General features: G+C 53.3%; 15 protein-coding genes and 1 pseudogene. 12 read left to right on the top strand and 4 right to left on the bottom strand.

The window, feature by feature from the left end; translation table 11 throughout:
- Window positions 1-290: 290 nt before the first annotated feature.
- On the top strand, window positions 291-2,084 hold the full coding sequence (locus JJU14_RS10250) for a histidine kinase (RefSeq protein ID WP_228613197.1): 1,794 nt from the start codon (window positions 291-293) through the stop codon (window positions 2,082-2,084).
- 13 nt (window positions 2,085-2,097) lie between these two features.
- On the opposite strand, the pseudogene JJU14_RS16720 reads toward JJU14_RS10250, so the two are convergent.
- A pseudogene (locus tag JJU14_RS16720) lies at window positions 2,098-4,641 on the bottom strand (EAL domain-containing protein).
- Between the two features lie 151 nt (window positions 4,642-4,792).
- Window positions 4,793-6,409, bottom strand: a complete 1,617-nt coding sequence (locus JJU14_RS10235; RefSeq protein ID WP_228613192.1) for an MFS transporter — start codon at window positions 6,407-6,409, stop codon at window positions 4,793-4,795.
- A 415-nt stretch (window positions 6,410-6,824) separates the two neighbouring features.
- On the opposite strand from JJU14_RS10235, the gene narL reads away from it, so the two are divergent.
- From narL to JJU14_RS10190, 9 genes are all read left to right on the top strand, one after another.
- Window positions 6,825-7,478, top strand: coding sequence for a two-component system response regulator NarL (gene narL, locus JJU14_RS10230; protein ID WP_228613190.1), 654 nt, complete (start codon window positions 6,825-6,827; stop codon window positions 7,476-7,478).
- Window positions 7,475-8,686 carry a gephyrin-like molybdotransferase Glp gene (gene glp / locus JJU14_RS10225; protein WP_228613188.1) on the top strand — a complete coding sequence of 404 codons (1,212 nt, stop codon included), beginning with the start codon at window positions 7,475-7,477 and terminating at the stop codon, window positions 8,684-8,686. The genes narL and glp overlap by 4 nt, the downstream gene beginning before the upstream one ends.
- Window positions 8,687-8,931: 245 nt before the next feature.
- Entirely contained in the window at window positions 8,932-10,296 is a 1,365-nt protein-coding gene (locus JJU14_RS10220) for an amidohydrolase family protein (protein WP_228613186.1), read from the top strand.
- A 1-nt stretch (window position 10,297) separates the two neighbouring features.
- On the top strand, window positions 10,298-10,792 hold the full coding sequence (locus tag JJU14_RS10215) for a gamma-glutamylcyclotransferase family protein (RefSeq protein ID WP_228613184.1): 495 nt from the start codon (window positions 10,298-10,300) through the stop codon (window positions 10,790-10,792).
- A 140-nt stretch (window positions 10,793-10,932) separates the two neighbouring features.
- The gene (locus JJU14_RS10210; protein ID WP_228613182.1) at window positions 10,933-12,300 is read left to right on the top strand and encodes a hypothetical protein; all 1,368 of its coding nucleotides are present in this window, start codon (window positions 10,933-10,935) and stop codon (window positions 12,298-12,300) included.
- Between the two features lies 1 nt (window position 12,301).
- A complete protein-coding gene (locus tag JJU14_RS10205; protein ID WP_228613180.1) occupies window positions 12,302-13,729 on the top strand; it encodes a hypothetical protein in 1,428 nt (475 codons plus the stop codon).
- 76 nt (window positions 13,730-13,805) lie between these two features.
- Complete coding sequence (locus JJU14_RS10200) at window positions 13,806-13,952, top strand: hypothetical protein (RefSeq protein WP_228613178.1); 147 nt, start codon at window positions 13,806-13,808, stop codon at window positions 13,950-13,952.
- Window positions 13,953-13,956: 4 nt separating this feature from the next.
- The gene (locus JJU14_RS10195; protein WP_228613176.1) at window positions 13,957-14,244 is read left to right on the top strand and encodes a hypothetical protein; all 288 of its coding nucleotides are present in this window, start codon (window positions 13,957-13,959) and stop codon (window positions 14,242-14,244) included.
- A gap of 134 nt (window positions 14,245-14,378) precedes the next feature.
- A complete protein-coding gene (locus tag JJU14_RS10190) occupies window positions 14,379-14,843 on the top strand; it encodes a VOC family protein (RefSeq protein WP_228613174.1) in 465 nt (154 codons plus the stop codon).
- Window positions 14,844-14,955: 112 nt separating this feature from the next.
- Here the strand turns inward: JJU14_RS10190 and JJU14_RS10185 are convergent, their stop codons facing one another.
- Together JJU14_RS10185 and JJU14_RS10180 are read right to left on the bottom strand one after the other, a co-directional pair.
- The gene (locus JJU14_RS10185; protein WP_228613172.1) at window positions 14,956-17,559 is read right to left on the bottom strand and encodes a chemotaxis protein CheB; all 2,604 of its coding nucleotides are present in this window, start codon (window positions 17,557-17,559) and stop codon (window positions 14,956-14,958) included.
- The gene (locus JJU14_RS10180) at window positions 17,546-18,175 is read right to left on the bottom strand and encodes a PAS domain-containing protein (protein WP_228613170.1); all 630 of its coding nucleotides are present in this window, start codon (window positions 18,173-18,175) and stop codon (window positions 17,546-17,548) included. Before JJU14_RS10180 ends, JJU14_RS10185 begins: the two co-directional genes overlap by 14 nt.
- Before the next feature lie 222 nt (window positions 18,176-18,397).
- On the opposite strand from JJU14_RS10180, the gene JJU14_RS10175 reads away from it, so the two are divergent.
- Both JJU14_RS10175 and yegQ read left to right on the top strand, forming a co-directional pair.
- The gene (locus JJU14_RS10175; protein WP_228613168.1) at window positions 18,398-19,234 is read left to right on the top strand and encodes a DUF6544 family protein; all 837 of its coding nucleotides are present in this window, start codon (window positions 18,398-18,400) and stop codon (window positions 19,232-19,234) included.
- A gap of 95 nt (window positions 19,235-19,329) precedes the next feature.
- On the top strand, window positions 19,330-20,646 hold the full coding sequence (yegQ, locus tag JJU14_RS10170) for a tRNA 5-hydroxyuridine modification protein YegQ (protein ID WP_228613166.1): 1,317 nt from the start codon (window positions 19,330-19,332) through the stop codon (window positions 20,644-20,646).
- The last annotated feature ends 1 nt before the right edge of the window (window position 20,647 follow it).

Raw genomic sequence — 20,647 nt, 5'->3', positions numbered from 1 at the left:
TCAGTAGGCACATCATAGAAAGAACCGCTTAATGATGCTTGATTTGGATCAAGCTCGCTAGTTAGCTAAGTGGCTGATGAAGAAGGGAAATACCTACAAGGTGGTAGTGTGTTTTCGGGCTAAATGCCTGAAAATACTGGTGCTGGCAACGACCAGCTACCCCTTCCAGCTAAAGCTGTAGTGGCGCTAAGGAAAAGGGGGTAGCTCAATTGTGCTGGTTGGGGAACAAGCTTTGGCTGCGCTATGGTCTGTTTCAGGTTATGCTTACAGTATTCTGCACTGGAGATGCTATGCGCCCGTTTTCTGTTGTTACCCGCATTAATATTGCACTGGCTTGCATTGTCACGCTGGCACTGACCACCATGATGGTGTCGTATTGGTTGTCGGATAAAGCCGATAGCGATGCCCATGCGGTGAATGTGGCGGGTTCTTTGCGGATGCAAAGTTACCGGCTGGCCTGGTTAAAACTACAGCAAGAGCCGGAGAAGTTAAGCAGTGCCAAGCAGCAACTGAACAACAGTTGGCAGCATCCGGTGTTTAAGCGCTTTTTGCATCAACCGGAGATTCAAAACAAGTATGATCTGGCCCATCAACACTGGCTGATGGTAGCGCCGTTATTGACGGTGGAGCAGGCAGACATCGCCCCGCTGGAATTGTCGCTGACCGAGCAGGTGCGGCTGCTCGATGAGCTGGTGCTGGCGATCCAACAGGATGCGGAGCAAAAGGTGCGGGCCTTTCGAACGGTGCAAGTAGTGGCCGTACTGGCCACTATTTTATTGTCGATCATTGTGATGTACTGGCTGCGGGTGATGGTGCAGGAGCCATTAGAAGATCTGATCAAAGGAGCCCGGCGCATTGCCCAGGGGGATTTTACCCACCGCATTACACCACAACATCCCGATGAGCTTGGCACCCTGGCCCATAGCTTTAATAAGATGAACGGCGCTATCGGTTATATGTATGGCAATCTGGAGAAAAGGGTGCAGCAGCAAACCGAAGCCTTGCAACACAGCAACACCCGGTTGCAGTTTTTGTTTGATATTGCCCGCAGCATCAGTGAGCACAGTTTGCATTCGGCGGATTTTTCCAAGCTGATTACCGAGCTGCAGGATATTCTGACGACCGATGAGCTGGAGCTTTGCTTGCTGACCGAGCAGGGCAGCAGCCCCTATTTGCAGGTGCAGCCCGAGCAGAACCCGCATATGCATTGTGTCAAAACCAGCTGTCAGGATTGTGTTTCGCAAGGCCAGGATATCCGCACCGAGCAAAACCAGCTGGTGTATCGTTTTCCGCTCGACCGCGAGCAGCATCATTATGGCGTGCTGGTAAGCCGTCAGGCCAAAGACAAACCGCTGCAAGACTGGCAACAACAGCTGTTGCAGTCGGTGGCAGATTTGCTGGCACTGGCACTCAGCTTAAAAGGTGAGGAAGAGCAGGTGCGGCGCTTAGCCTTGATGCAGGAGCGCTCGGTGATTGCCCGCGAGCTACACGACTCGCTGGCGCAGTCGCTGTCCTACTTAAAAATTCAAGTCACTCGTTTAAATAAAGGCATGGCCAGTGACAACAAAGCCATGCTGAAAGATGTCGCCGATGAGCTCAAAGAAGGCTTAAGCTCGGCTTACCGGCAATTGCGGGAACTACTCACCACCTTCCGTTTAAAAGTCGATGGTGCTGGCTTGCAGCAAGCCTTGCAAACCACGGTCAAGCAACTGACCGAACAATCTACGCTTAGGATCCGGCTGGACTACCGGCTGGAGCACTTGCCACTTACCCCGACCGAAGAAATCCATTTGCTGCAGATCATTCGGGAAGCCAGCCAAAATGCCGTGCATCACAGTCAGGGTTCTGAGCTGTCGATAGAGCTGCGTCAAGGCAAGGACAAAGCGATAGAGCTGCGACTGGAAGATAATGGGGTGGGTTTGCCCGCGCAGCCGGAAAAGCTCAATCACTATGGTCTGGCTATTATGCAGGAGCGCAGCCGGCAGCTTGGTGGCGATTTACAGCTAAAAAACCGACCTGAAGGCGGCACCGGTCTTTATTTCCGCTTTATACCTGAGTGCATGGCGCAACTGGCCAGCGCCTGATGTTTATGCCCGCCTAATGGCAGGCACAGTTTGACAGTTGTTGTCTGTGCTGCAGCCAGTTTTGCAGCTCAGCTATCTGCAGCGCGGGTGCATACAAATAGCCCTGCGCGATGCTGCAACCTGCTGCCAACAGGAAATCTTGTTGTTGTGGGTGCTCGACACCTTCGGCGATCACATCCAGCCCCAGCGCTTTGGCCATGGCGATAATAGCCTGAGCTATTTGCGCATCCTCGCTATTATCCGGCAATTCATCGACAAAACTGCGATCAATCTTCAGGCAATCTATTGGCAGCCGGCGTAAATAGGAAAGCGAGGAATAACCGGTGCCAAAATCATCGATGGAAATGCGAAATCCTTGCTGACGCAGATGCGTGAGCAGAGTTAGGGTAGCATCCGCTTGCTCTGGGATCAGGCAACTTTCGGTCAGCTCCAGCTCGATGCATTTTGGCGAGATAGCAAACTGATGCAGTTGGTGCTGCAGACGCTGGCTGAAAGTAGGATCCAGCAGCTGCATGGCAGAAATATTGATCGCCACCGGCATTTTAAGCTGGTGGTGACGGATATCGCGGCATACCTGCGTCAACACGTGATCGCTGAGCATGGAAATCAGTCCCAGCTTTTCCGCCAGCGGAATAAAACTGGCTGGGGATATAAAGCCATGCTCGTGGTGCTGCCAGCGAACCAGGGCCTCCAGGCCTGTGACTGCGCCTGTTTTCAGGCAGACCTTTGGTTGGTAGTAGACTTCCAGGTGTTGTTGCTGCAGCGCCTGGCGCAGTGCCTGCTCCAGCTTCAGCTCGTTCTGGGTTTGCTGGCCAACGCTCTCCTGATAAAAGCAAAACTGGTTCCGGCCGGCATTTTTCGCCTGGTACATGGCCACATCGGCATGCTTGATCAATTGATCGGCGCTTTGCGCATCGTCAGGGTAGACACTGATGCCAATGCTGGTGGTCAGGAAAAAATCTTGTTCCAGCAAGCGAAACGGCTGCTCAAACTGACTGACCAGCCGCTTTGCCAGACAGCCCAGAGAATCTATGCCCTCCACCTCGGGCAATAAAATGGTGAATTCATCACCGCCAAGCCGGGCGACCGACTCACCCTCGCGCACCGTAGCCTGCAGCCGTCTGGCCACTTCCTTTAAGGCTTCATCGCCCGCCTGATGGCCCAGGGTGTCGTTGATGCGTTTAAACAGATCCAAGTCCAGAAACAGCACCGCCATCTGATGCTGGTGGCGATGGGCATTGGCCAGTGCCAGCTTCAGGCGATCCAAAAACATCCGACGGTTGGCAAGACCGGTCAGCTCATCCAGATAGGCGAGCTGATGGATTTTATTTTCCTGGTATTTGCGTTCACTGATATCGCTGAAAATGGCGGCAAACTGGCAAATATCGCCATTTTCTCCGCGGATCGCTGTAATAGACAGCCATTCAGGGTAAATCTCGCCATTTTTGCGTTTGTTCCAGATCTCGCCTTGCCAGTGGCCTTGCTCCAGCAAGGTGGCCTACAGCTTTTTATAAAAGTCTTTGTTGTGCAAACCTGAGCTGAGCATGGCTGGCGTTTGACCCATGGCTTCTTCTGCACTGTAACCGGTTAGCTGGCTGAAGCTGGGATTAACGGATTCAATGACACCATGTACGTTGGTAATCATGATGCCATCCAGGGATGCATCAATGACTTTTTGTGCCAGCCGCAGGTAATCGGCCGAAGTTCGCAGCGCCTGATCGCGCAGCTGCAGTGCCTGCTTCAACTGCTCGACATAGGCGTATTCAACATTGATCAGAATATCGCTAAACGACAGCAAACCACAAATCTGCTCCCGGTCGTTACAGACAGCAATATGGAGGAAGTTTTTTTCTTTCAGTAAGTCGACCGCTTGCAGCAAACTGCAGTCTGCACCTACGGTCAGTACCGGACGCTGTGCCAATTGCCATAATTCAGCATGGCAGTTGCCATCGGCAATCAGCCGGATTAAGTCGCGCTCGGTAATAATGCCGCTCATGCCATCCGGGTACTCGACGATAGCCGCTTCGGCATTGTGCTGGTGCATCATTTTTACGGCCTGATTCAGCGGCATGCTGCTGGCTAAACACAGCGGTGGTTTGGAAATGCTGGAGCCTACATCGCGCAATCGCAGATAGTGCTCAATGCGCTGCTGACGAATAATATCGCTTTGGGTGAGCATACCAAGCGGGCGCTGCTCTTTATCCAGTACCAGCAAGCGGCGGATACGTTTTTGCAGCATCAGGCTGGCCGCCTGATTGAGGGGGGTATCCGCTTGCACATGAATCACCGGGCTGGTCATCAGCTGACGGATTGGCTGTTTGTAGGCATCGATTTGTTGGCAGTTTAGCCGTTTGGCATCAGCCTCGGTCCAAATTCCCAGTACCTTATTGTGTTCTGTTACCAGGATGCAGCTGACCTGATGTTGATGCATCAGGCGGGCGGCTTGCTGCACCGGCGTGTCGGGTGAACAGCTAATCAGTTGCTTGCTGATCAGCTTAGCGACACAGGGTTCTGGTTCCTGGGCGTTGACAAACAATTCGGTCAGATGGGCTACCACAAGTCACCTTGGCTGAGTAAAAAAACAGCCGGCAGTATAAAAGTTGGTTTGTGGTTAACATTTGATCTTGCGCAAAGCTGTTCCTCAAAGCGATCACATTACGACCAAAGTCGTATAGGCAGCAGCCGGTGCAGCTGCTGCCAACCTGGTATCAGGGATTGTAAAACTCACCCGATTTACGCAGATAGTAGAACCAGTTCAGCACCAGGCAGAGTGCATAGAACACCGCAAAGCCGATCATGGCGTATTCCGGTGTGGCAGCGCGGATTTGCTCACCAAACACCTGTGGAATATAGAAGGCACCATAGGCTGCCACTGCTGATGTCCAGCCCAGTACCGGGCCGGCTTGCTCTTTCGGGAACACCACGGCGATGGTTTTAAAGGTAGAGGCATTGCCAATACCACTGGCGGCGAACAGCAGCAGGAACAGCAGGAAGAATGGTATGAAGTACTGCTCTGGGCTGGCCGACTGATAAGCCTGCTGCATAAAGTAGGCAGCACCCAGCGCAGCTATCACCATGACCACGGCACAGACTTGGGTCACCAGCGCTCCACCTAAGCGATCAGAGATCCAGCCTCCGACCGGGCGAATCAAGGCGCCAATAAAGGGGGCTATCCAGGCGTAGGTGAGTGCGCTGGGTCCATTCGGGTTAGGCGTATTGTGCGTCATCACACCATCCACCATTATATGGCTATAGCCAAAGATCACCTGAATCGACAATGGCAGGGCAGCAGCAAAGCCAATAAAAGAACCAAAGGTCATCACGTACAGCACACTCATCACCCAGGTGTGCTTGTTGTTAAATATTTTGTATTGCCGCTCCAGGCTGGCACGAATGGCACCAGGTAGGAATTTCAGCGCCAGCACTGTGATGAAGGGCACCAATACCAGCACCAGCTCTTTTGGAATACTAAAGCCAGAGCCATTGGCCGACTCAGGCAAAATCAACCACAAACCAAGTACCGAAGTCGCCAGACCAATGCCATACATAGCCAGCTGAATGGAGAAAGAGCCAACCGCACTCGGTAGTTTTGGGGTGACTTCTTCGGTGTGAATGTTGTTCATGCCAAACCAGATGGCAAACGCCAGCGGAATCAGCAGTATCAGCCACAAAAAGCCGGCATTTTGAACCCAGGTCTCACTGCCGGCCGGGATGCTGCCAATCAGGGTGCCACTGGCTTTTTGCAGTATCATCGGATCGCCACCGCCAACCAGAGTAAAAGCCCCGAAAGTCATAAAGAGCGGGATCAGGATCTGCATGCTGGTGACGCCAAAGTTACCAAGGCCGGCATTCATGCCAAGGGCCAGGCCCTGTTTTTTCTTTGGATAGAAAAAGCTGATGTTGGACATCGAGGCCGCAAAGTTACCGCCACCAATACCGGACAACAAGGCCATCAGTTGAAACACCCAAAGCGGAGTATTGGGATCCTGCAGTGCGATGCCGGTGCCAAAGGCTGGGATCATCAGCAAGCTGGTGGTTAAAAAGATGGTGTAGCGTCCGCCGCACAGCCGGACGAAAAAACTGGCTGGAATGCGCAGGGTCGCGCCACTCAGGCCAGCAATAGCGGCCAGGGTAAAGAGTTCCGATGCCGAATAGGGAAAGCCTAAATTAAGCATCTGCACACTGATGATGCTCCACATCATCCAGACGGCAAAGCCACACAATAAGCTTGGAATGGAAATCCAAAGGTTGCGGGTGGCAATTCGGTTGCCTTCTTGCTGCCAGAAGGTGTCGTTTTCCGGCTCCCATTGTTTTAGATCAGACATAGTCAGACTCCTGTTCGCTGATGCGCTAACTATGCGTGCAGCTGGCCTTGACCACAATGTAACTCTGGGGTTAGCTCCAATGCCCCTTCAACTATCCCTGGGTACCTATAAAGTGGTAGCTCGTTACGGAGGATTTGAAATAAGTAAATAAAATCATTGTTTTACGTATTAGGTAAGGCCTGTTTTTTTCTACCGTCATTGCTTGTTACTTTTCCGTGAATAGACCAAACTATGACCTGAATCAAAGAATCCAGGCCTTGGATCGCTACTAATAACTCCAATGGATTTCCAGATGCAATCAGGTAGCAAGCTAGTAAATTTCCTGTCTCAGTGACTGAACGGTGGATACAACTACTCTTGTGCATTTTGAAAGACGATGGCGATAGCAAATTATGAAACACCGATGGAGTAACCCATGAATTCTGAAGCGGCCAGCGTAATGCTGATAGATGATCATCCTTTACTGCGCAAAGGGCTCAAGCAGTTGCTGGATTTTGAAGATGATATGGAAGTGGTGGCTGAAGCCAGCAGTGGTAAAGACGCTATTCCGGTGGCTGTTGAGCTGGATCCGGATTTGATTATTCTGGATTTGAATATGCAAGGTATGGATGGGCTGGCGACCTTGCAAGCCTTGCGTAAAGAGGGCGTCACCTCCCGTATTGTGATGCTGACAGTCTCTGATGCCGATGAAGATGTGGTGCAGGCCATTACACTGGGAGCTGATGGTTATTTGCTAAAAGACATGGAGCCTGAGCAACTGCTGGAGCAAATTCGGCGTGCTGTGACTGGCAAGATGGTATTAAGTGAATCGGTGGCGGCAGTGCTGGCGACCGCCATCCGTAAACCGGGCCCCAAGCCCAATGCCGAATTAAACAGTCTGACCAACCGTGAGTATGAGATCTTAAGTCTGATTGCCAAAGGCATGAGCAACAAAGTCATTGCCCGTGAACTGGATATTTCCGATGGTACCGTTAAGGTACACGTCAAGCATTTGCTAAAAAAACTGGGACTACGCTCGCGGGTAGAAGCCGCGGTGTGGATGGTCAATCAGCAGGGGGCCAAGGCATGAGTTTGATGCCGGTACAGGACGCGTTGGATGCGATGCTCAGCCAGGTAAGTCCGCTTGCCGGTGTTGAACACCTTGGTTTGGTAGCCGCGCTTGGCCGGGTCTTAGCCAAGGATATCCGTGCCGAAGTGACGGTACCCGCGTTTGATAATTCGGCGATGGATGGCTATGCATTGCGCTTGGTTGAAGCTGAACCTGGCAAAACCTTGCCATTAGCAGGCACAGCACTGGCAGGCCATGCTTTTGAAGGCAGAGTACCGCCCGATCATTGTGTGCGCATTACCACTGGTGCGGTGTTACCCGCCGGTTTGGATACGGTGGTGATGCAGGAACAGGTGGAGCAAGCAGAGCCGGGCATCCGGTTGTTGCATGTCCCAAAGCTGGGTGATCATGTGCGTAAAGCCGGGGAGGATATTGCACCTGGGCAGTTATTGTTGTCACGAGGTCAGCGGTTGACGGCGGTTGATTTAGGCCTGCTGGCATCCATCGGCCTGGCCGAGGTTGCGGTGCAAAGGCGCATGAAAGCGGCGGTATTTTCAACCGGTGATGAACTCATCGCCCCCGGTCAGCCATTACCAGCTGGCCATCTGTACGACAGCAACCGAGTGGTGCTGAGTGCTATGCTCAAGCGGCTGGACTGTGAGGTGCTGGATTTGGGCTTACTGCCGGACAAGCCTGATAGTATCCGCCAGGCCATTCAAAGGGCAGCTGAGGAGGCCGATGTACTCATTACCAGTGCTGGCGTCTCGGTTGGGGATGCGGACTACACCCGGCAATTGCTCAGTGAGTTGGGCGATATCGGATTTTGGAAAGTCGCAATGAAACCGGGCAAGCCTTTTGCATTTGGTAGTCTTGGCAAGTGCTGGTTCTTTGGCTTGCCAGGCAATCCGGTGGCGGCAGTCGCCACCATGGATCTGTTGGTGCAGCCGGTGTTACGACGCCTGGCAGGCGAGCCCATTGCCAGCCAGCAATTACTGGAAGCTGTGGCAGCAGAACCTATGAAAAAAACACCGGGGCGGGCCGATTTTCAGCGCGGTTTTTACCAGCAGTTAAACGGCCAGTTGCAGGTAAAACCTATCGGCAGGCAAAGCTCGGCAGTCCTAAGTGGTGCAGCCAAAGCCAACTGTTACATCGCACTGGAGCAAGAGCGCGATCAGGTAGCGGCTGGTGAAGCGGTCCGGATCCTGCCATTTTCTCAGATGTTGCGCTAACGTCTCTGCCAGCTTATCCCGTGCAGGTAATGCTGTTAACACGCTGGGCAGTTCCCCTAAGTTGGCAAGGGCGGCAACCAATTGTTTGTGCTAGTCCCGGGAGATTTTTGTTGCCGCTTTTTTGACTACGGCTTTAAACGGATCCTGGTCGCAGTTCAGCGTATGTCGACAGCAGTTGGCTTGCGTAAAAGGGAGTGGCTGACCATACTTGGCGCATCGTGTTGGTATAAAAGAGGATTTCTTTTATGGTGCGCTCTGGCTTTTTTTTCAGCTGCCTGATGCTGTTGGCCATCATTTCATTGCCTGCTCAGGCTAAAAGCGCGGCTACGACAGAGCTGATAACGGTGTTTGATCATGTACAGGTGTTGCCGATGGATTCGGATCAGCTGCTGCTGAATCAACGGGTATTGGTGCAAGGTGATCGCATTCTGGCGGTAGCTGCGGCAGTGGAGCTGGAAATCCCGGCAGGGGCTGTCGTCATTGATGGCCAGGGCCGTTACCTGCTGCCTGGCCTGGCAGAAATGCACGGTCATGTGCCGCCTACCGTGGATTTTAGCGGTATGCCGGCGCGCTATCTGGATGATGTGCTGCTGCTTTACTTAGCCGGAGGGGTGACCACAGTGCGAGGCATGTTGGGTCATGAGCATCAGCTGCGGTTAAAAGAGGATATTGCCAGCGGCAAGCGGCTGGGACCAACCTTGTATCTGGCTGGCCCGAGCTTTAATCAGCATACGGTTACTTCGCCTCAACAAGCCCGCGAGCGTGTGCAACAGCACAAAGCTGAAGGTTGGGATTTATTGAAAATTCACCCCGGGCTGAACCTGGAGCAGTATCAGGCCATTGCCGATGAAGCCAGGAAGCAAGGCATTGACTTTGCCGGCCATGTGCCGGAAGCCGTTGGGATTGAGCAGGCGATCAAACTTGGCAGTCGTACCATCGATCATCTGGATGGGTATATGGCGGCACTTGGCGGTTTTGATACGCCCTTAACCGAACAGGATATGGCTGAGCTGGTAGCTCTGACCAAAGAGTACCAGGTTGCCGTGGTACCCACTCAGGCGTTATGGCAGACCATTATCGGCGCCGCTGATCGCGAGCACCTGGAAAGTTTTGACGAGCTAAAATACATGCCGGCCCGGGTCCTGTCCGGCTGGCGGCGCTATCTGGATTCGGCCAGTGGTGCTTACTACACCGGTGAAACGGCCGCCATTCATGCCGAAAACCGTCAGCGTTTGCTCAGTGCTTTGTATCAGGCCGGGGTGACTATTTTGATGGGTACCGATGCGCCGCAGCTATACAGTGTACCGGGTTTATCACTGCGCCGTGAGTTGCCGCTGATGGCCGCTGCCGGCATGAGCCACTACGATATTCTGCGCAGTGGCACTGTGCTGGTGGGCGAGTATTTTGCCGATCAGGATAGCTTTGGCCAGGTGAGAGCCGGCCACAGAGCCGACCTGTTGCTGGTGGATGCAAACCCACTGGATGACTTATCGGTGCTCTACCAGCCAGCCGGGGTGATGGTGCGTGGCCAATGGTTAAGCCGGGCTGAGCTGGATGCCAAATTGGCTGAGATCGAAGCCGCCCGTATTGCCGAAAACAGGGGGCGTTAGGATGCTGTATTTTGCCTATGGATCTAACTTGTCGCTGGCCCGGCTGCGTCAGCGGGTCCCGAGCGCTGAGCGGCTTGGCGTGTATCGGCTTCCGGGCTATCAGCTACGGTTTCACAAAGCCAGTACCGATGGTTCGGCCAAATGCGATGCATTTTTTACCGGTGATAGCAGCCATCAGGTGCTGGGAGCGGTTTATAAGATGGATCCGGCCGAGCGGCCGGTGCTGGATCAGGCCGAAAGCTTAGGCACGGGCTACAATGCCAGGCAGGTTTGGGTGCAGCACGCCGATGGCCACAGCCTTGAAGCCTTAATCTACTACGCGATTCGCACCCGGGATGATGTGATCCCATTCGACTGGTACAAACATCATGTCTTGGTGGGAGCGCAGGAAGTGCAATTACCGGAGTATTATATCCAGACAATAGCATCGGTGATGGCAGTGCCAGATCCGGACCGCCAACGTGCCCAAAAGGAGTGGGCGGTGCATCACCCATAACGTCTGGCTGGGCATGTAACAAGCGCGCCCTTTGTTGGCCTCTGTTCAACATTATCGTAAATTTCTCAGAACTTTATCCCGTCTTTGTTTTGGGCCTTCGCTATACCCAATTGGCATGTTGCAGAACAAGGATAACGAGAATGATAAAATTAACCGCTGTTGTAAGTACCTGGGTACTGAGCTTTGCTTTAAACCTGCAGGCCGCAACGCCTGCGGAGCTGGCCTGGCGCAATGCTGTTTCAGCACCACCGGCTGGCTGGCAGGGGCCTGTGTTTCAGTTAAGCCACGATTACCCAACGACTATGCCGGAGCCGTGCGACAAGTCGGTGTGCAAGTGGCTGGATGGCCCGGCCGATTTGTTTAACACCGACTTTACTGCACAGGGTGTGCCGGAATGGGAGCAACAGTGGCAGGATTACATCATGCATATTTTGAATTATGTGCGTGAACAACAGGATCCGTATTTGCGCAATGAGCAGGGCTGGAAAGTGCAGGTGGATGGCAGCACTCGCTGGTTTCATGTGCCCTGGATGGCATATGATCCCACCACAGGCCGCGAGTTTATTCATGGCCTGACCAACGAAAGAACGGCGGTGCTGTCGGATTTCTTTGGTAAGCGCGGCCTGCATGGTCTGCCGACAGCAGACCAGTCGATGGCTGAACCCCGTTTTGAAACCTGGGCTTTTGGCGTCTACAACCCGCATGGAGCCTATGCGCTGGGGCAGGCCTGGGCGAAGGATGGCAAACCGGTGATGACCGACTATGCCGGCAAGTTGACTCAGGCTGGGCTACCGTTTCCTGAGGGGACTGTTGTGGCCAAACTGTTGTTCTCTACCGTCACGCCAGAGGATGTGGCTTACCTTGCTGGTTCACCGGCATGGATGGCAAACCGGCATATCGAGCAGAACAATCAGTTTCTCTGTCAGCGTAAGCCGCAAGCTGTGCATTTGGTGCAGCTGGATGTGGCCGTGGTGGACTCCCGCTCACCGACCAACTGGGTCTATGGCACCTTTGCTTACAACGCCGGCATGAATGGTGAAACGCCCTGGGATAATTTAAGCCCGGTGGGCTTGCAGTGGGGCATGGATCCCTGGACTTTTCCTGCGGTGCCAAAGGCAGAAAGCATCCCGGCAAGGCAATCGGTGTTAAATCAGTCGGATATCAATGTACAGGCAGAACACTTCGGTTGCCATCAGCGTCTGGCGGGACCGGTCGATAATAAACTGTCCTCTTGCTTGTCGTGCCATGGCAATGCATTCGCCAGCCCGGATGGCCGCCAGTTAGAGCCATTTTCGCCAAATATCTTTGGCTTTGAGGGTCAGTGTGAGCAGTATTCGGCAGAGAATGTCGCTTACTTTCAAAACCTGAAGTACCCGATGGGGCCAGTCAGTGGTTCTTTCCCAAATACCATTAGCTTTGATACCTCGCTGCAAATGTGGGTGGCGTTTGGCCAATACTGGCAACATGCCCGGGATGGTGCCCCGCAGTCTTGTCAGGGAGGACACTGAGATGAAGCATGTTGGCTTGGTACTTATGCTCTGTTTGTTTGCCTTTCCGGTGCTGGCTGAAAGCCCGGGTTACCCTTACCCATTAAAGCCACATTTGTCGGGGCAGTTGCTTCCTGAGGTGCCGGCTCAGCCTTTTGCTGGCTTTCCGGTGGATAATCGGCCGTATTTTGATTTCTTTATGTGGCAAAACTTTATTGCCTTGATGTGGCCGTCTGTACCTGATAGCCACGGCAAACCATTTCGGCCTGACGATCCGGCAGCTTTTGGTCACTACATCGATGGCAGGCAGCCGGTTTGGCTGGGGTTTAAAACCGCCAATGATCTTTTTTTGCAAAATGGCGATTCGCCGGTTGGTTGGGAACAACCCAATGGTGCTGCTGCTTGTCGTAATCTGGAGCACCAGGGCCGGAGTGTGCTGATGACTGGCAGTAAGATGGGCACCATAGCCGATGAAATCAATCAGGCGTTTGGCGGGCCTTTACCGGATCAAACCGGGCTCTTTACCCGCTATGAAGTGCGGGTTAATCGGGTACTGTATGATTATGTACGTCAGCACGGTTACTACAACAAAGCCAACTGGCCAGCTTCCGGCAAAATCACGCTGCCGGCATCCAGCTTCGGGCAAGGCCCTGGGGTGCTGGAGGTGAAAGCCGCCTGGCGCGATCTGGCGAAAGTACCAGCACCGTACCGGCAACGTTTTTTTCAGTTAGAGGCTCTGGCAACGGTCCCGGGAACCTGTGGTACCAATGAACTGAGCCAGATGCTGGTGTGTGATTGCCAGCCGATAGTGGCTGGTTTGGTCGGCTTTCATATCGCCCAGAAAACCCCTAACTTCCCGCAGTGGGTCTGGGCGACTTTTGAGCAGGTAGATAATCTGGGGGAAGACCTCAGCACCCCAGCCGGGATGCAAGCCTCGTACTATGATCCCGAGTTGTATAAACGTGTGCCAGGCATCACCCGCGCCAATCCGGCAGCACACCCGGGCTCCAGTCGAGTTCCTGCCGCGGATGACTTTAACCCTGAACCGATCAATGTGCTGCGCTTGTCGGCCATACCGGATACCCCAAGACCACCTGCAGGACAGCCTGATATGTCGACAACGGGCCTGAATCAGCAGTACCGGCAGCTGATGCAGGGCACCGTCTGGCAGCACTACCAGTTGATAGGAACCCAATGGCCGACTTTGCCATCGGCATCACCACCCAACCCAACCAATGATGATTTTGGTTGCGAGGATGGCACGCCGGCGCAGGCAGGTGGAATGCCGTTTCCTGCTTGTCAGTTGGCAAATGTAACGATGGAAACCTACCATCAGTACGACAGCTGCATGAATTGCCATCAGGGAGCGCAGCGGGCCGGAGCTGACTTCAGTTGGATCCTGGCATTGCGAGCCTGGGTAAAGCCAAAGCAGGCAAGCCAGGCAGACTGACTTGCTCAGCAGAGGGAAAAAATCCGGCAATGGCCGGATTTTTCTCGTATAGTAAAAAAACGGGGGAGGCAACTCGATGCAAGTACAGTGTTTATGTGGTTCTGTTAAAGTAACAGCAAAAGATCACCATCGGATGAGTGTTCGTTACAACGAGCACAGCAACAACCTGACCGAAGCGGAGGCATTTGCCAGGTTCGTTCCAGCGCCGGATAGCGAGGCCTGAGCCGATGCTAAAAAAGATACTCTGGATTCTGTTGCTTGTTTGGTTGTATTGGCACAGCGACCTGACCTCTACGTCGGTTTTTAGTGGGGTGATTGCACCTCTGGGTTTCTTTTTCGGCACCGTTACGTTGATTGTTGGCACAGTGCTGGGTTTTGCCGGTAAGAGCAAAACCGGCTCAGCGGGTCATGGTGACATTGGCGGCGGTCTAAGCACTTCTTACAGTAGCGGTAAGAGTGAATCATCGTCTGGTTCTGGCGCTGATGGCGGTGGTAGTGGGGATGGGGGGTGTTAAGTAAGCCCTGATGTATTGAACTATAAACTGTGCAGGATTTGACCGACTATAATTTCACCACGCCAGAGTTGGTTGCTGTTCTGGTGAATTCAAATGCCCGACGAATAGAGGGCTAAGCAACAAGGAGAAGGACCATGTCACCGATTCAACCGATACCGGAAGGCTACAACGGAGCCATTCCATATCTCACCATTAAAAATGCCGCTGATGCGATTGGTTTTTACCAAAAGGCATTTGGCGCTGAGCTTATCCTAAAGATGGAGATGCCAACAGGGGCTGTGATGCACGCAGAAATGCGGCTGGGGCAGGCGCTGTTTATGCTGAGCGAGCAAAGCGATGACTGGGGCACCAAAAGCCCGCCGATGTTAAATGGCACCCCAGTTGGCGTGATGATTTACGTTAAGGATGTCGATGGCCTGGTGGCACAAGCCGTTGCCGCGGGGGCAATTTTAACCATGCCGCCGGCCGATCAGTTTTATGGCGATCGCATGGCCTGTTTGCAGGATCCTTTCGGCCATAACTGGATGTTCTCTACTCATATCGAGGATGTATCGGAGCAGGAAATCGGCCGTCGTGCCAAAGAGCTATATGGTGGCTAAGTCAAGCCATAAATACCAGGGAGCTGCGGTTTCACCGGATCACCGTTAAGGTGATTTGGCTGTCGCAAAGCTCCCTAAGCCATGGCAAGTTGTTTGCCTGTATGCGCTGTGATTAGCCGCGTAGTTCGGCTTCGAGCGTTTTGGTGGCGCTGATATCCACCAGGGTTATCACCACACCATCTATCACATTATCCAGCCGCCGATACGGCATAATACGCACGCTGAACCAGCGCTCATCATTGGTCGGGATCTGTTTTTCAGAAAACTTCAGTGTGCGCAAGGTTTCGAGCGCATCCTCATGCAGCGACGGATACAGCAGGCTGCTGGTGAGATCACTTAAGGGCCGGCCCAGATCACTCTCACGCAGATTAATGATCTTGGCTGCCCGTTCGGTATAACGCCGCACATTCAGCTGTTGATCCAAAAACAAAATAGCGATTTCGACACTGTTCAGGGTGTTTTGCAGATCGCTCTGAGCCAGAGCCAGATCGTCCAGCTTGGTCTGCAATTCGGTATTGATGGTTTGCAGCTCTTCATTCATCGATTGCATCTCTTCCTTGGAGGTAGTCAGCTCCTCGTTGGTTGATTGCAACTCTTCATTGGTCGATTGCAATTCTTCATTGCTGGATTGCAGCTCTTCCCTGGAGGTGCGGGCCTCTTCGCGCAAGGTCTGAATTTCATCCAGGTACTGTTGCTGCACTGCTGCCAGTGAAATATCCAGGCCAGCAGCGGGATCCTGACCATCACTGGCGCTGACATCACGGAACACCACCATGGTCATGCCTTGCAAGGCGGCTGGCTCATGCAAGGCTTGCACACTAACATCGACCTGCATGGCGTTGTCGCCGGCCGAAAGTGGTAACCGGTGCAATTGCAAGGGGGCACTGTGCGAGGCCGCTTGTTGCAAGGCCAGGGCTAGCGGAGCGCGCAGGCTGTCGCGCACCATGGCATGGAAATTCCAGTTGGCTTTTCCTGCGGCAGGCTCCAGGTATTTGCCGGTGCGCCCGCTGATGTACACAATATCGCCGGCACGGTTCAGGACCACAGCGGCAGGGGCGTACACCTGCAGTAGCACCTGATCGGCAGCCTGCTGCAAATTGTCCGTCGGTGGGGGTGCTTGTTTGTTAGTCGGCACCGGATGCTCCTTGGTCAATGTAGATAAAGGGGGAAACGAATGCACCGGCAGATTACGGGCACTGGCTACCAGTGGATCCTGGCGTTGATAGAAGCGTAGTTTTGCCTGCACAGGGGCAAATAAATCATGGTGGCGACCAATGGTTTCTGAACTGCCCAGCAACAAAATGCCGTTACTTCGTAGGCTGTAATGCAGTAATGGCAGTAATTTGCTTTGCAATTTAGCATCAAAGTAGATCAGCAGATTACGGCAGATAATCAAATCCTGCCGGGTGAAGGGTGGATCCAGGATCACGTCATGCTGGGCAAACAATACCATATCGCGAATATGTTGTTTAATCTGGTAGTCGTTGTCATGCCGAATAAAAAACTGCGCTAACCGTCTGCTGCAGACTTGCTCGGCAATAGTTAGTGGGTAGTGGCCACGCCGTGCCCGCGCAATGGCATCCGGGCTAAGATCGGAGGCAAAAATCTTTAAACTAAATCGTTGAAATTCAGGCTGTTGCTCTTGCAGCTGACAAAACACCATGGCTAGCGAGTAGGCCTCTTCACCGGTTGAGCAGCCGATACTCCAGGCCCGCAGCTCCGTTTGGTCGCTTTGTTGGTTGAGCAGTGCTGGCAAGGCACTTTCAGCCAGATAGTCCCAAACGGCTGTGTCACGAAAGAAATGAGTGACGCCAATCAGTAGCTCTTTAAACAGCAAGTCATTCTCTTGTGGGTTGTCGGCCAAAAAGCGGACATACTGCTGCATGCTATCAAGCCCATGAATGGCAATTCGCCGCTCGATGCGCCGAAGCAAGGTGCTGGTTTTATAGAGCGAAAAGTCATGTCCGCTATGGCGCTGCAGCTGGGTGATAATGTGCTGCAGTACGCTGGCTGATGCGCTATTTTGCAGTTCTGGCTGCCAGGTCTGACTTACTGTCATTGTTGCGGTTGACTCAGGCTGCGATTTCGAAGGTATCTGTGAAAGCACCGCCAGGATCCGCTCAGGCAGTTCAGCAGCTCTGGCGATAATATCGACGCAACCAGCTGCAATGGCGGATTCGGGCATCGAGTTAAACTGTGCTGAAGCAGGCTGTTGCACTGCCGTCAGGCCTCCTGCCGCTTTAATCGCCTGAGCGCCCAGAGTGCCGTCGCTGCCCATACCGGATAAAATAACCCCAATAGCAGTGTCGCCCAAAGCGCCGGCCAGTGATTGGAACAAGATATTGACCGGCAGCCTCATACCTCGTGGCTCGGTTGGCTTATTCAGTTTTAGCACGCCATCCTGTACGCTTAGCTCGGCATTGGGGGGGATCACGTACACCTGGTTGGCGGCAATAGCCATGCCTTCCTTCGCTTCCTGCACTTTCATGGTGGTGACCCGCTGCAGCAGTTCTGGCAACATCGCTTTTTGGGTTGGATCCAGATGCTGCACAATAATCCAGGCCAGTCCGCTGTCTGACGGGGTGTGTGACAAAAACTGATTGAGTGCATCGAGGCCGCCGGCCGAGGCACCCAGGCCGACGATATGGCTTGCGATAGCAGGGTTTGCAGAGGTATTCGCTACTTTCACTGAGTGCACACGCTTAGGTACATGCATGCAGCATGATCAGGATGCTTTGATGATCCGGGCTTAGCTGCATGGTCAGATGCAGATTGCACGGCGGCGCAGAGCTGCCATCATCAGCTGCGGTGGTCACAATCAGACTCGCACTTTGCCGGTTCCGTTGCACTCTGGTCAGCGCAGCCTTTAGCATGGGGCTGCAGCTTGCCGCCAGCAGCGATGGCAGAAAGCTGCCACAGATGGGCTGGTTAAGTGACTGCTGATGTGGTTGCACGACTTTGCTTACCAATAAACGGCTGGCGGCGGCATTGGCGTCTGTGATAATGCCATCCGGTCTTAGCATCAAACAGCCGAGCGGCACCATGTCAAACAACTGCCGGTAGCAGGCCAGTTGTTGGCTGGTCTCTCGTTCATTTTGTTGCAGTTGCTCCAGCTGCAGATCCAGCTCGACCTGATAGGTTTGCAATTCATGCAGCAGCTTAAGCCCATCACCGGCCGTGTTGGCCGAACTGCTTAGTCGGTATAGCACAGCCAGGGCATCGGCACTGGCGTTAAAGGCAGCACTTAAAGGCGCAGTTCCGGTTTTGAGTTGCTGCTCCGCTTGCTGGCGTAATTGAACTGTGTGTTGTGGCGGGACTATGGAATCAGGCATGCAAACCTTCGCTACCGTGAAGTTATGCTGCAGTATAGGCCGATTAGCGATTGGACGACACCGATTAATCGACAGCTCGGAGCTTTTGTTCTGCGCGAAGTGATATCTGCAGTACAACAAGTTCGTTGCAGGGATTCAAGGAACGGACCAATTGGATATTGCTATTACTTGATACTAACTGCAGACTTGCTGGGTGAGCGACAACAACAAAGGAAGGTAGTTATGTATGTCCTGTTTGGTATCGTTGGGTTATCCATTCTCGCATTGTTGGGGCTTCGTTTGTGGGATGAACGCGCTGATCGTATCGAATGGGCACTCTTGGCTACAGCTCAGCCGACCCGGTGTGCTGCCTATGATCCTGGTATGGTCGCAAATTTGCCTGAACCGGCGCAGCGGTTCTTTAATTTTGCCATTATACCTGGTACCCCTTTGCTGACTGTGGCCGAAATCGATATGGGGGGCGAATTTAGCCTTGGTAATCGGGACAATCCAAATTATCAACCGATGTTTGCCAGTCAAATACTGGCTGCCCCCTTGGGATTTGTTTGGAAGGTCAAGATGCCCGGAGTCGTATCGGTGTCTGGCTCTGATACAGGGCGTTGGACGCGCTTTCGAATTTTAGGATTAATTCCGGTTGCCCGCATGGGAGGCGATAGCAACCATACGCTTGCTGCGTATGGTCGCTATGTTGCCGAGGCCGTATTCTGGACACCGGCAGCTCTGCTACCAGGACCGGGGATAGTCTGGGAAGCGCGCGATAACAATACTGCCCGCGTCACTGTCACTCACAACGATTTGTCCCAGTCGGTTGACGTAAAGGTCGATACCAATGGGCGACCCGAGGTGGTGCAGTTCATGCGGTGGAGTGATGCGAATCCTGAGAAAATCCACCGCTTTCAACCTTTTGGAGGCTCATTGTCCGATTTTCGCGAAGTTCAGGGTTTTCGGGTTCCATTTGCTGTGGAAGCCGGCAACATGTTCGGCACGGACGAGCACTTTGTATTTTTCAAGGCAAGGGTTAACAATGTGCGCTTCTTAGCACCTGAGGCATGCAAGTAGCAGACACTCTGAAGTTGCAACTTGTTTGCGCTGGATCAAAGGCCGATGGTGCTGAATCCGTAGTATGCGCGGCAGTTATACAGATGAGCTATGTCATGCAATCACAGCAACCAGAATTACTATCGCCTGCTGGCAGTTTAAAAGCCATGCGCCTTGCCTTTGCCTACGGTGCCGATGCGGTCTATGCCGGCCAGCCGCGCTTTAGTTTACGGGTGCGCAACAATGAGTTTGATCTTCCGACTTTAGCGACCGGAATCGCCGAAGCGCATCAACTGGGCAAAAAGTTCTATGTGGTGGTTAATATTGCCCCGCATAACAGCAAGTTAAGCCGTTTTGTTGAGGATATGGCCCCTGTTGTAGCGCTTCAGCCAGATGCACTAATCGTGTCTGATCCTGGGGTAATTTACCTGTTACAGCAGCACTTTCCACATATGTCACTGCACTTGTCCGTGCAGGCCAATACAGTGAACTGGGCCGCAGTTCGGTTCTGGCAGCAGCAGGGGGTAGAGCGGGTCATTTTATCGCGCGAGCTGGCGGTCGAAGAAATTGCCGAAATTCGCCAACAGGTACCAGAGATGGAGCTGGAGGTTTTCGTGCATGGTGCTTTGTGCATGGCATACTCTGGTCGCTGTTTGTTGTCGGGTTATATCAACAAGCGGGATCCCAATCAGGGTACCTGTACCAATGCATGCCGCTGGCCCTATCAGGTACATGCCGCCACAGAAGATGCGGTAGGGCAGTTTAAACCCGTCAGCCAGCCGGTACTGATTGAAGAACCGGGTCGCCCCGGTGAGCTGATGGCCATGGAAGAAGATGAGCACGGTAGCTACATCCTCAACTCCAAAGACTTGCGTGCTATCGCTCATGTCAAAGCCTTGACTGAAATGGGGGTTCAGTCGCTGAAAATCGAAGGCCGTACCAAGTCACCCTATTATGTTGCGCGCACCGCTCAGGTGTACCGCCAAGCGATTGATGATGCAGCGGCGGGCAAGGCATTCAATCCTGAGCTGCTCAGCGAACTGGATGGCATGGCTAATCGTGGTTTTACCGAAGGTTTTTTACGGCGACACTTGCCGCACGAGTTGCAAAACTACCAGACTAGCCACAGCATTGGTGAACAGCTATTGGTCGGCGAGTTCATTGCAGAGCAGGATGCCGATGGCTTTGCGTTGGTTGAGGTGAAGAACCAGTTTGCCCTTGGCGATCACCTGGTGCTGATGAGCCCGGCCGGTAATCAGCGTTTTGTGCTTGAGGCCCTGCGTGACAAGCAAAACCACGACATCGTGCTGGCACCTGGAGCCTGTTATCAGCTTAAAGTGCATCTACCTCGGCGACAGTCGCTGCAACACGCCATGTTGCTGAAGCAACTGCAGCCGCTGGATGCGGGCTCAGAGCAACGAGCAGCAGGCTAGT

This window comes from Alkalimonas sp. (assembly GCF_020831925.1).
GTDB lineage: Bacteria > Pseudomonadota > Gammaproteobacteria > Enterobacterales > Alteromonadaceae > Alkalimonas.
This window is presented reverse-complemented; position numbering and strand designations above follow the sequence as displayed.

Excerpts from the sequence above, each read along its gene's own strand:
- JJU14_RS10250 (WP_228613197.1), top strand. The coding sequence starts at position 291 with ATGCGCCCGTTTTCTGTTGTTACCCGCATTAATATTGCACTGGCTTGC.
- JJU14_RS10235 (WP_228613192.1), bottom strand. The coding sequence starts at position 6,409 with ATGTCTGATCTAAAACAATGGGAGCCGGAAAACGACACCTTCTGGCAG.
- narL (WP_228613190.1), top strand. The coding sequence starts at position 6,825 with ATGAATTCTGAAGCGGCCAGCGTAATGCTGATAGATGATCATCCTTTA.
- glp (WP_228613188.1), top strand. The coding sequence starts at position 7,475 with ATGAGTTTGATGCCGGTACAGGACGCGTTGGATGCGATGCTCAGCCAG.
- JJU14_RS10220 (WP_228613186.1), top strand. The coding sequence starts at position 8,932 with ATGGTGCGCTCTGGCTTTTTTTTCAGCTGCCTGATGCTGTTGGCCATC.
- JJU14_RS10215 (WP_228613184.1), top strand. The coding sequence starts at position 10,298 with ATGCTGTATTTTGCCTATGGATCTAACTTGTCGCTGGCCCGGCTGCGT.
- JJU14_RS10210 (WP_228613182.1), top strand. The coding sequence starts at position 10,933 with ATGATAAAATTAACCGCTGTTGTAAGTACCTGGGTACTGAGCTTTGCT.
- JJU14_RS10205 (WP_228613180.1), top strand. The coding sequence starts at position 12,302 with ATGAAGCATGTTGGCTTGGTACTTATGCTCTGTTTGTTTGCCTTTCCG.
- JJU14_RS10200 (WP_228613178.1), top strand. The coding sequence starts at position 13,806 with ATGCAAGTACAGTGTTTATGTGGTTCTGTTAAAGTAACAGCAAAAGAT.
- JJU14_RS10195 (WP_228613176.1), top strand. The coding sequence starts at position 13,957 with ATGCTAAAAAAGATACTCTGGATTCTGTTGCTTGTTTGGTTGTATTGG.
- JJU14_RS10190 (WP_228613174.1), top strand. The coding sequence starts at position 14,379 with ATGTCACCGATTCAACCGATACCGGAAGGCTACAACGGAGCCATTCCA.
- JJU14_RS10185 (WP_228613172.1), bottom strand. The coding sequence starts at position 17,559 with ATGCATGTACCTAAGCGTGTGCACTCAGTGAAAGTAGCGAATACCTCT.
- JJU14_RS10180 (WP_228613170.1), bottom strand. The coding sequence starts at position 18,175 with ATGCCTGATTCCATAGTCCCGCCACAACACACAGTTCAATTACGCCAG.
- JJU14_RS10175 (WP_228613168.1), top strand. The coding sequence starts at position 18,398 with ATGTATGTCCTGTTTGGTATCGTTGGGTTATCCATTCTCGCATTGTTG.
- yegQ (WP_228613166.1), top strand. The coding sequence starts at position 19,330 with ATGCAATCACAGCAACCAGAATTACTATCGCCTGCTGGCAGTTTAAAA.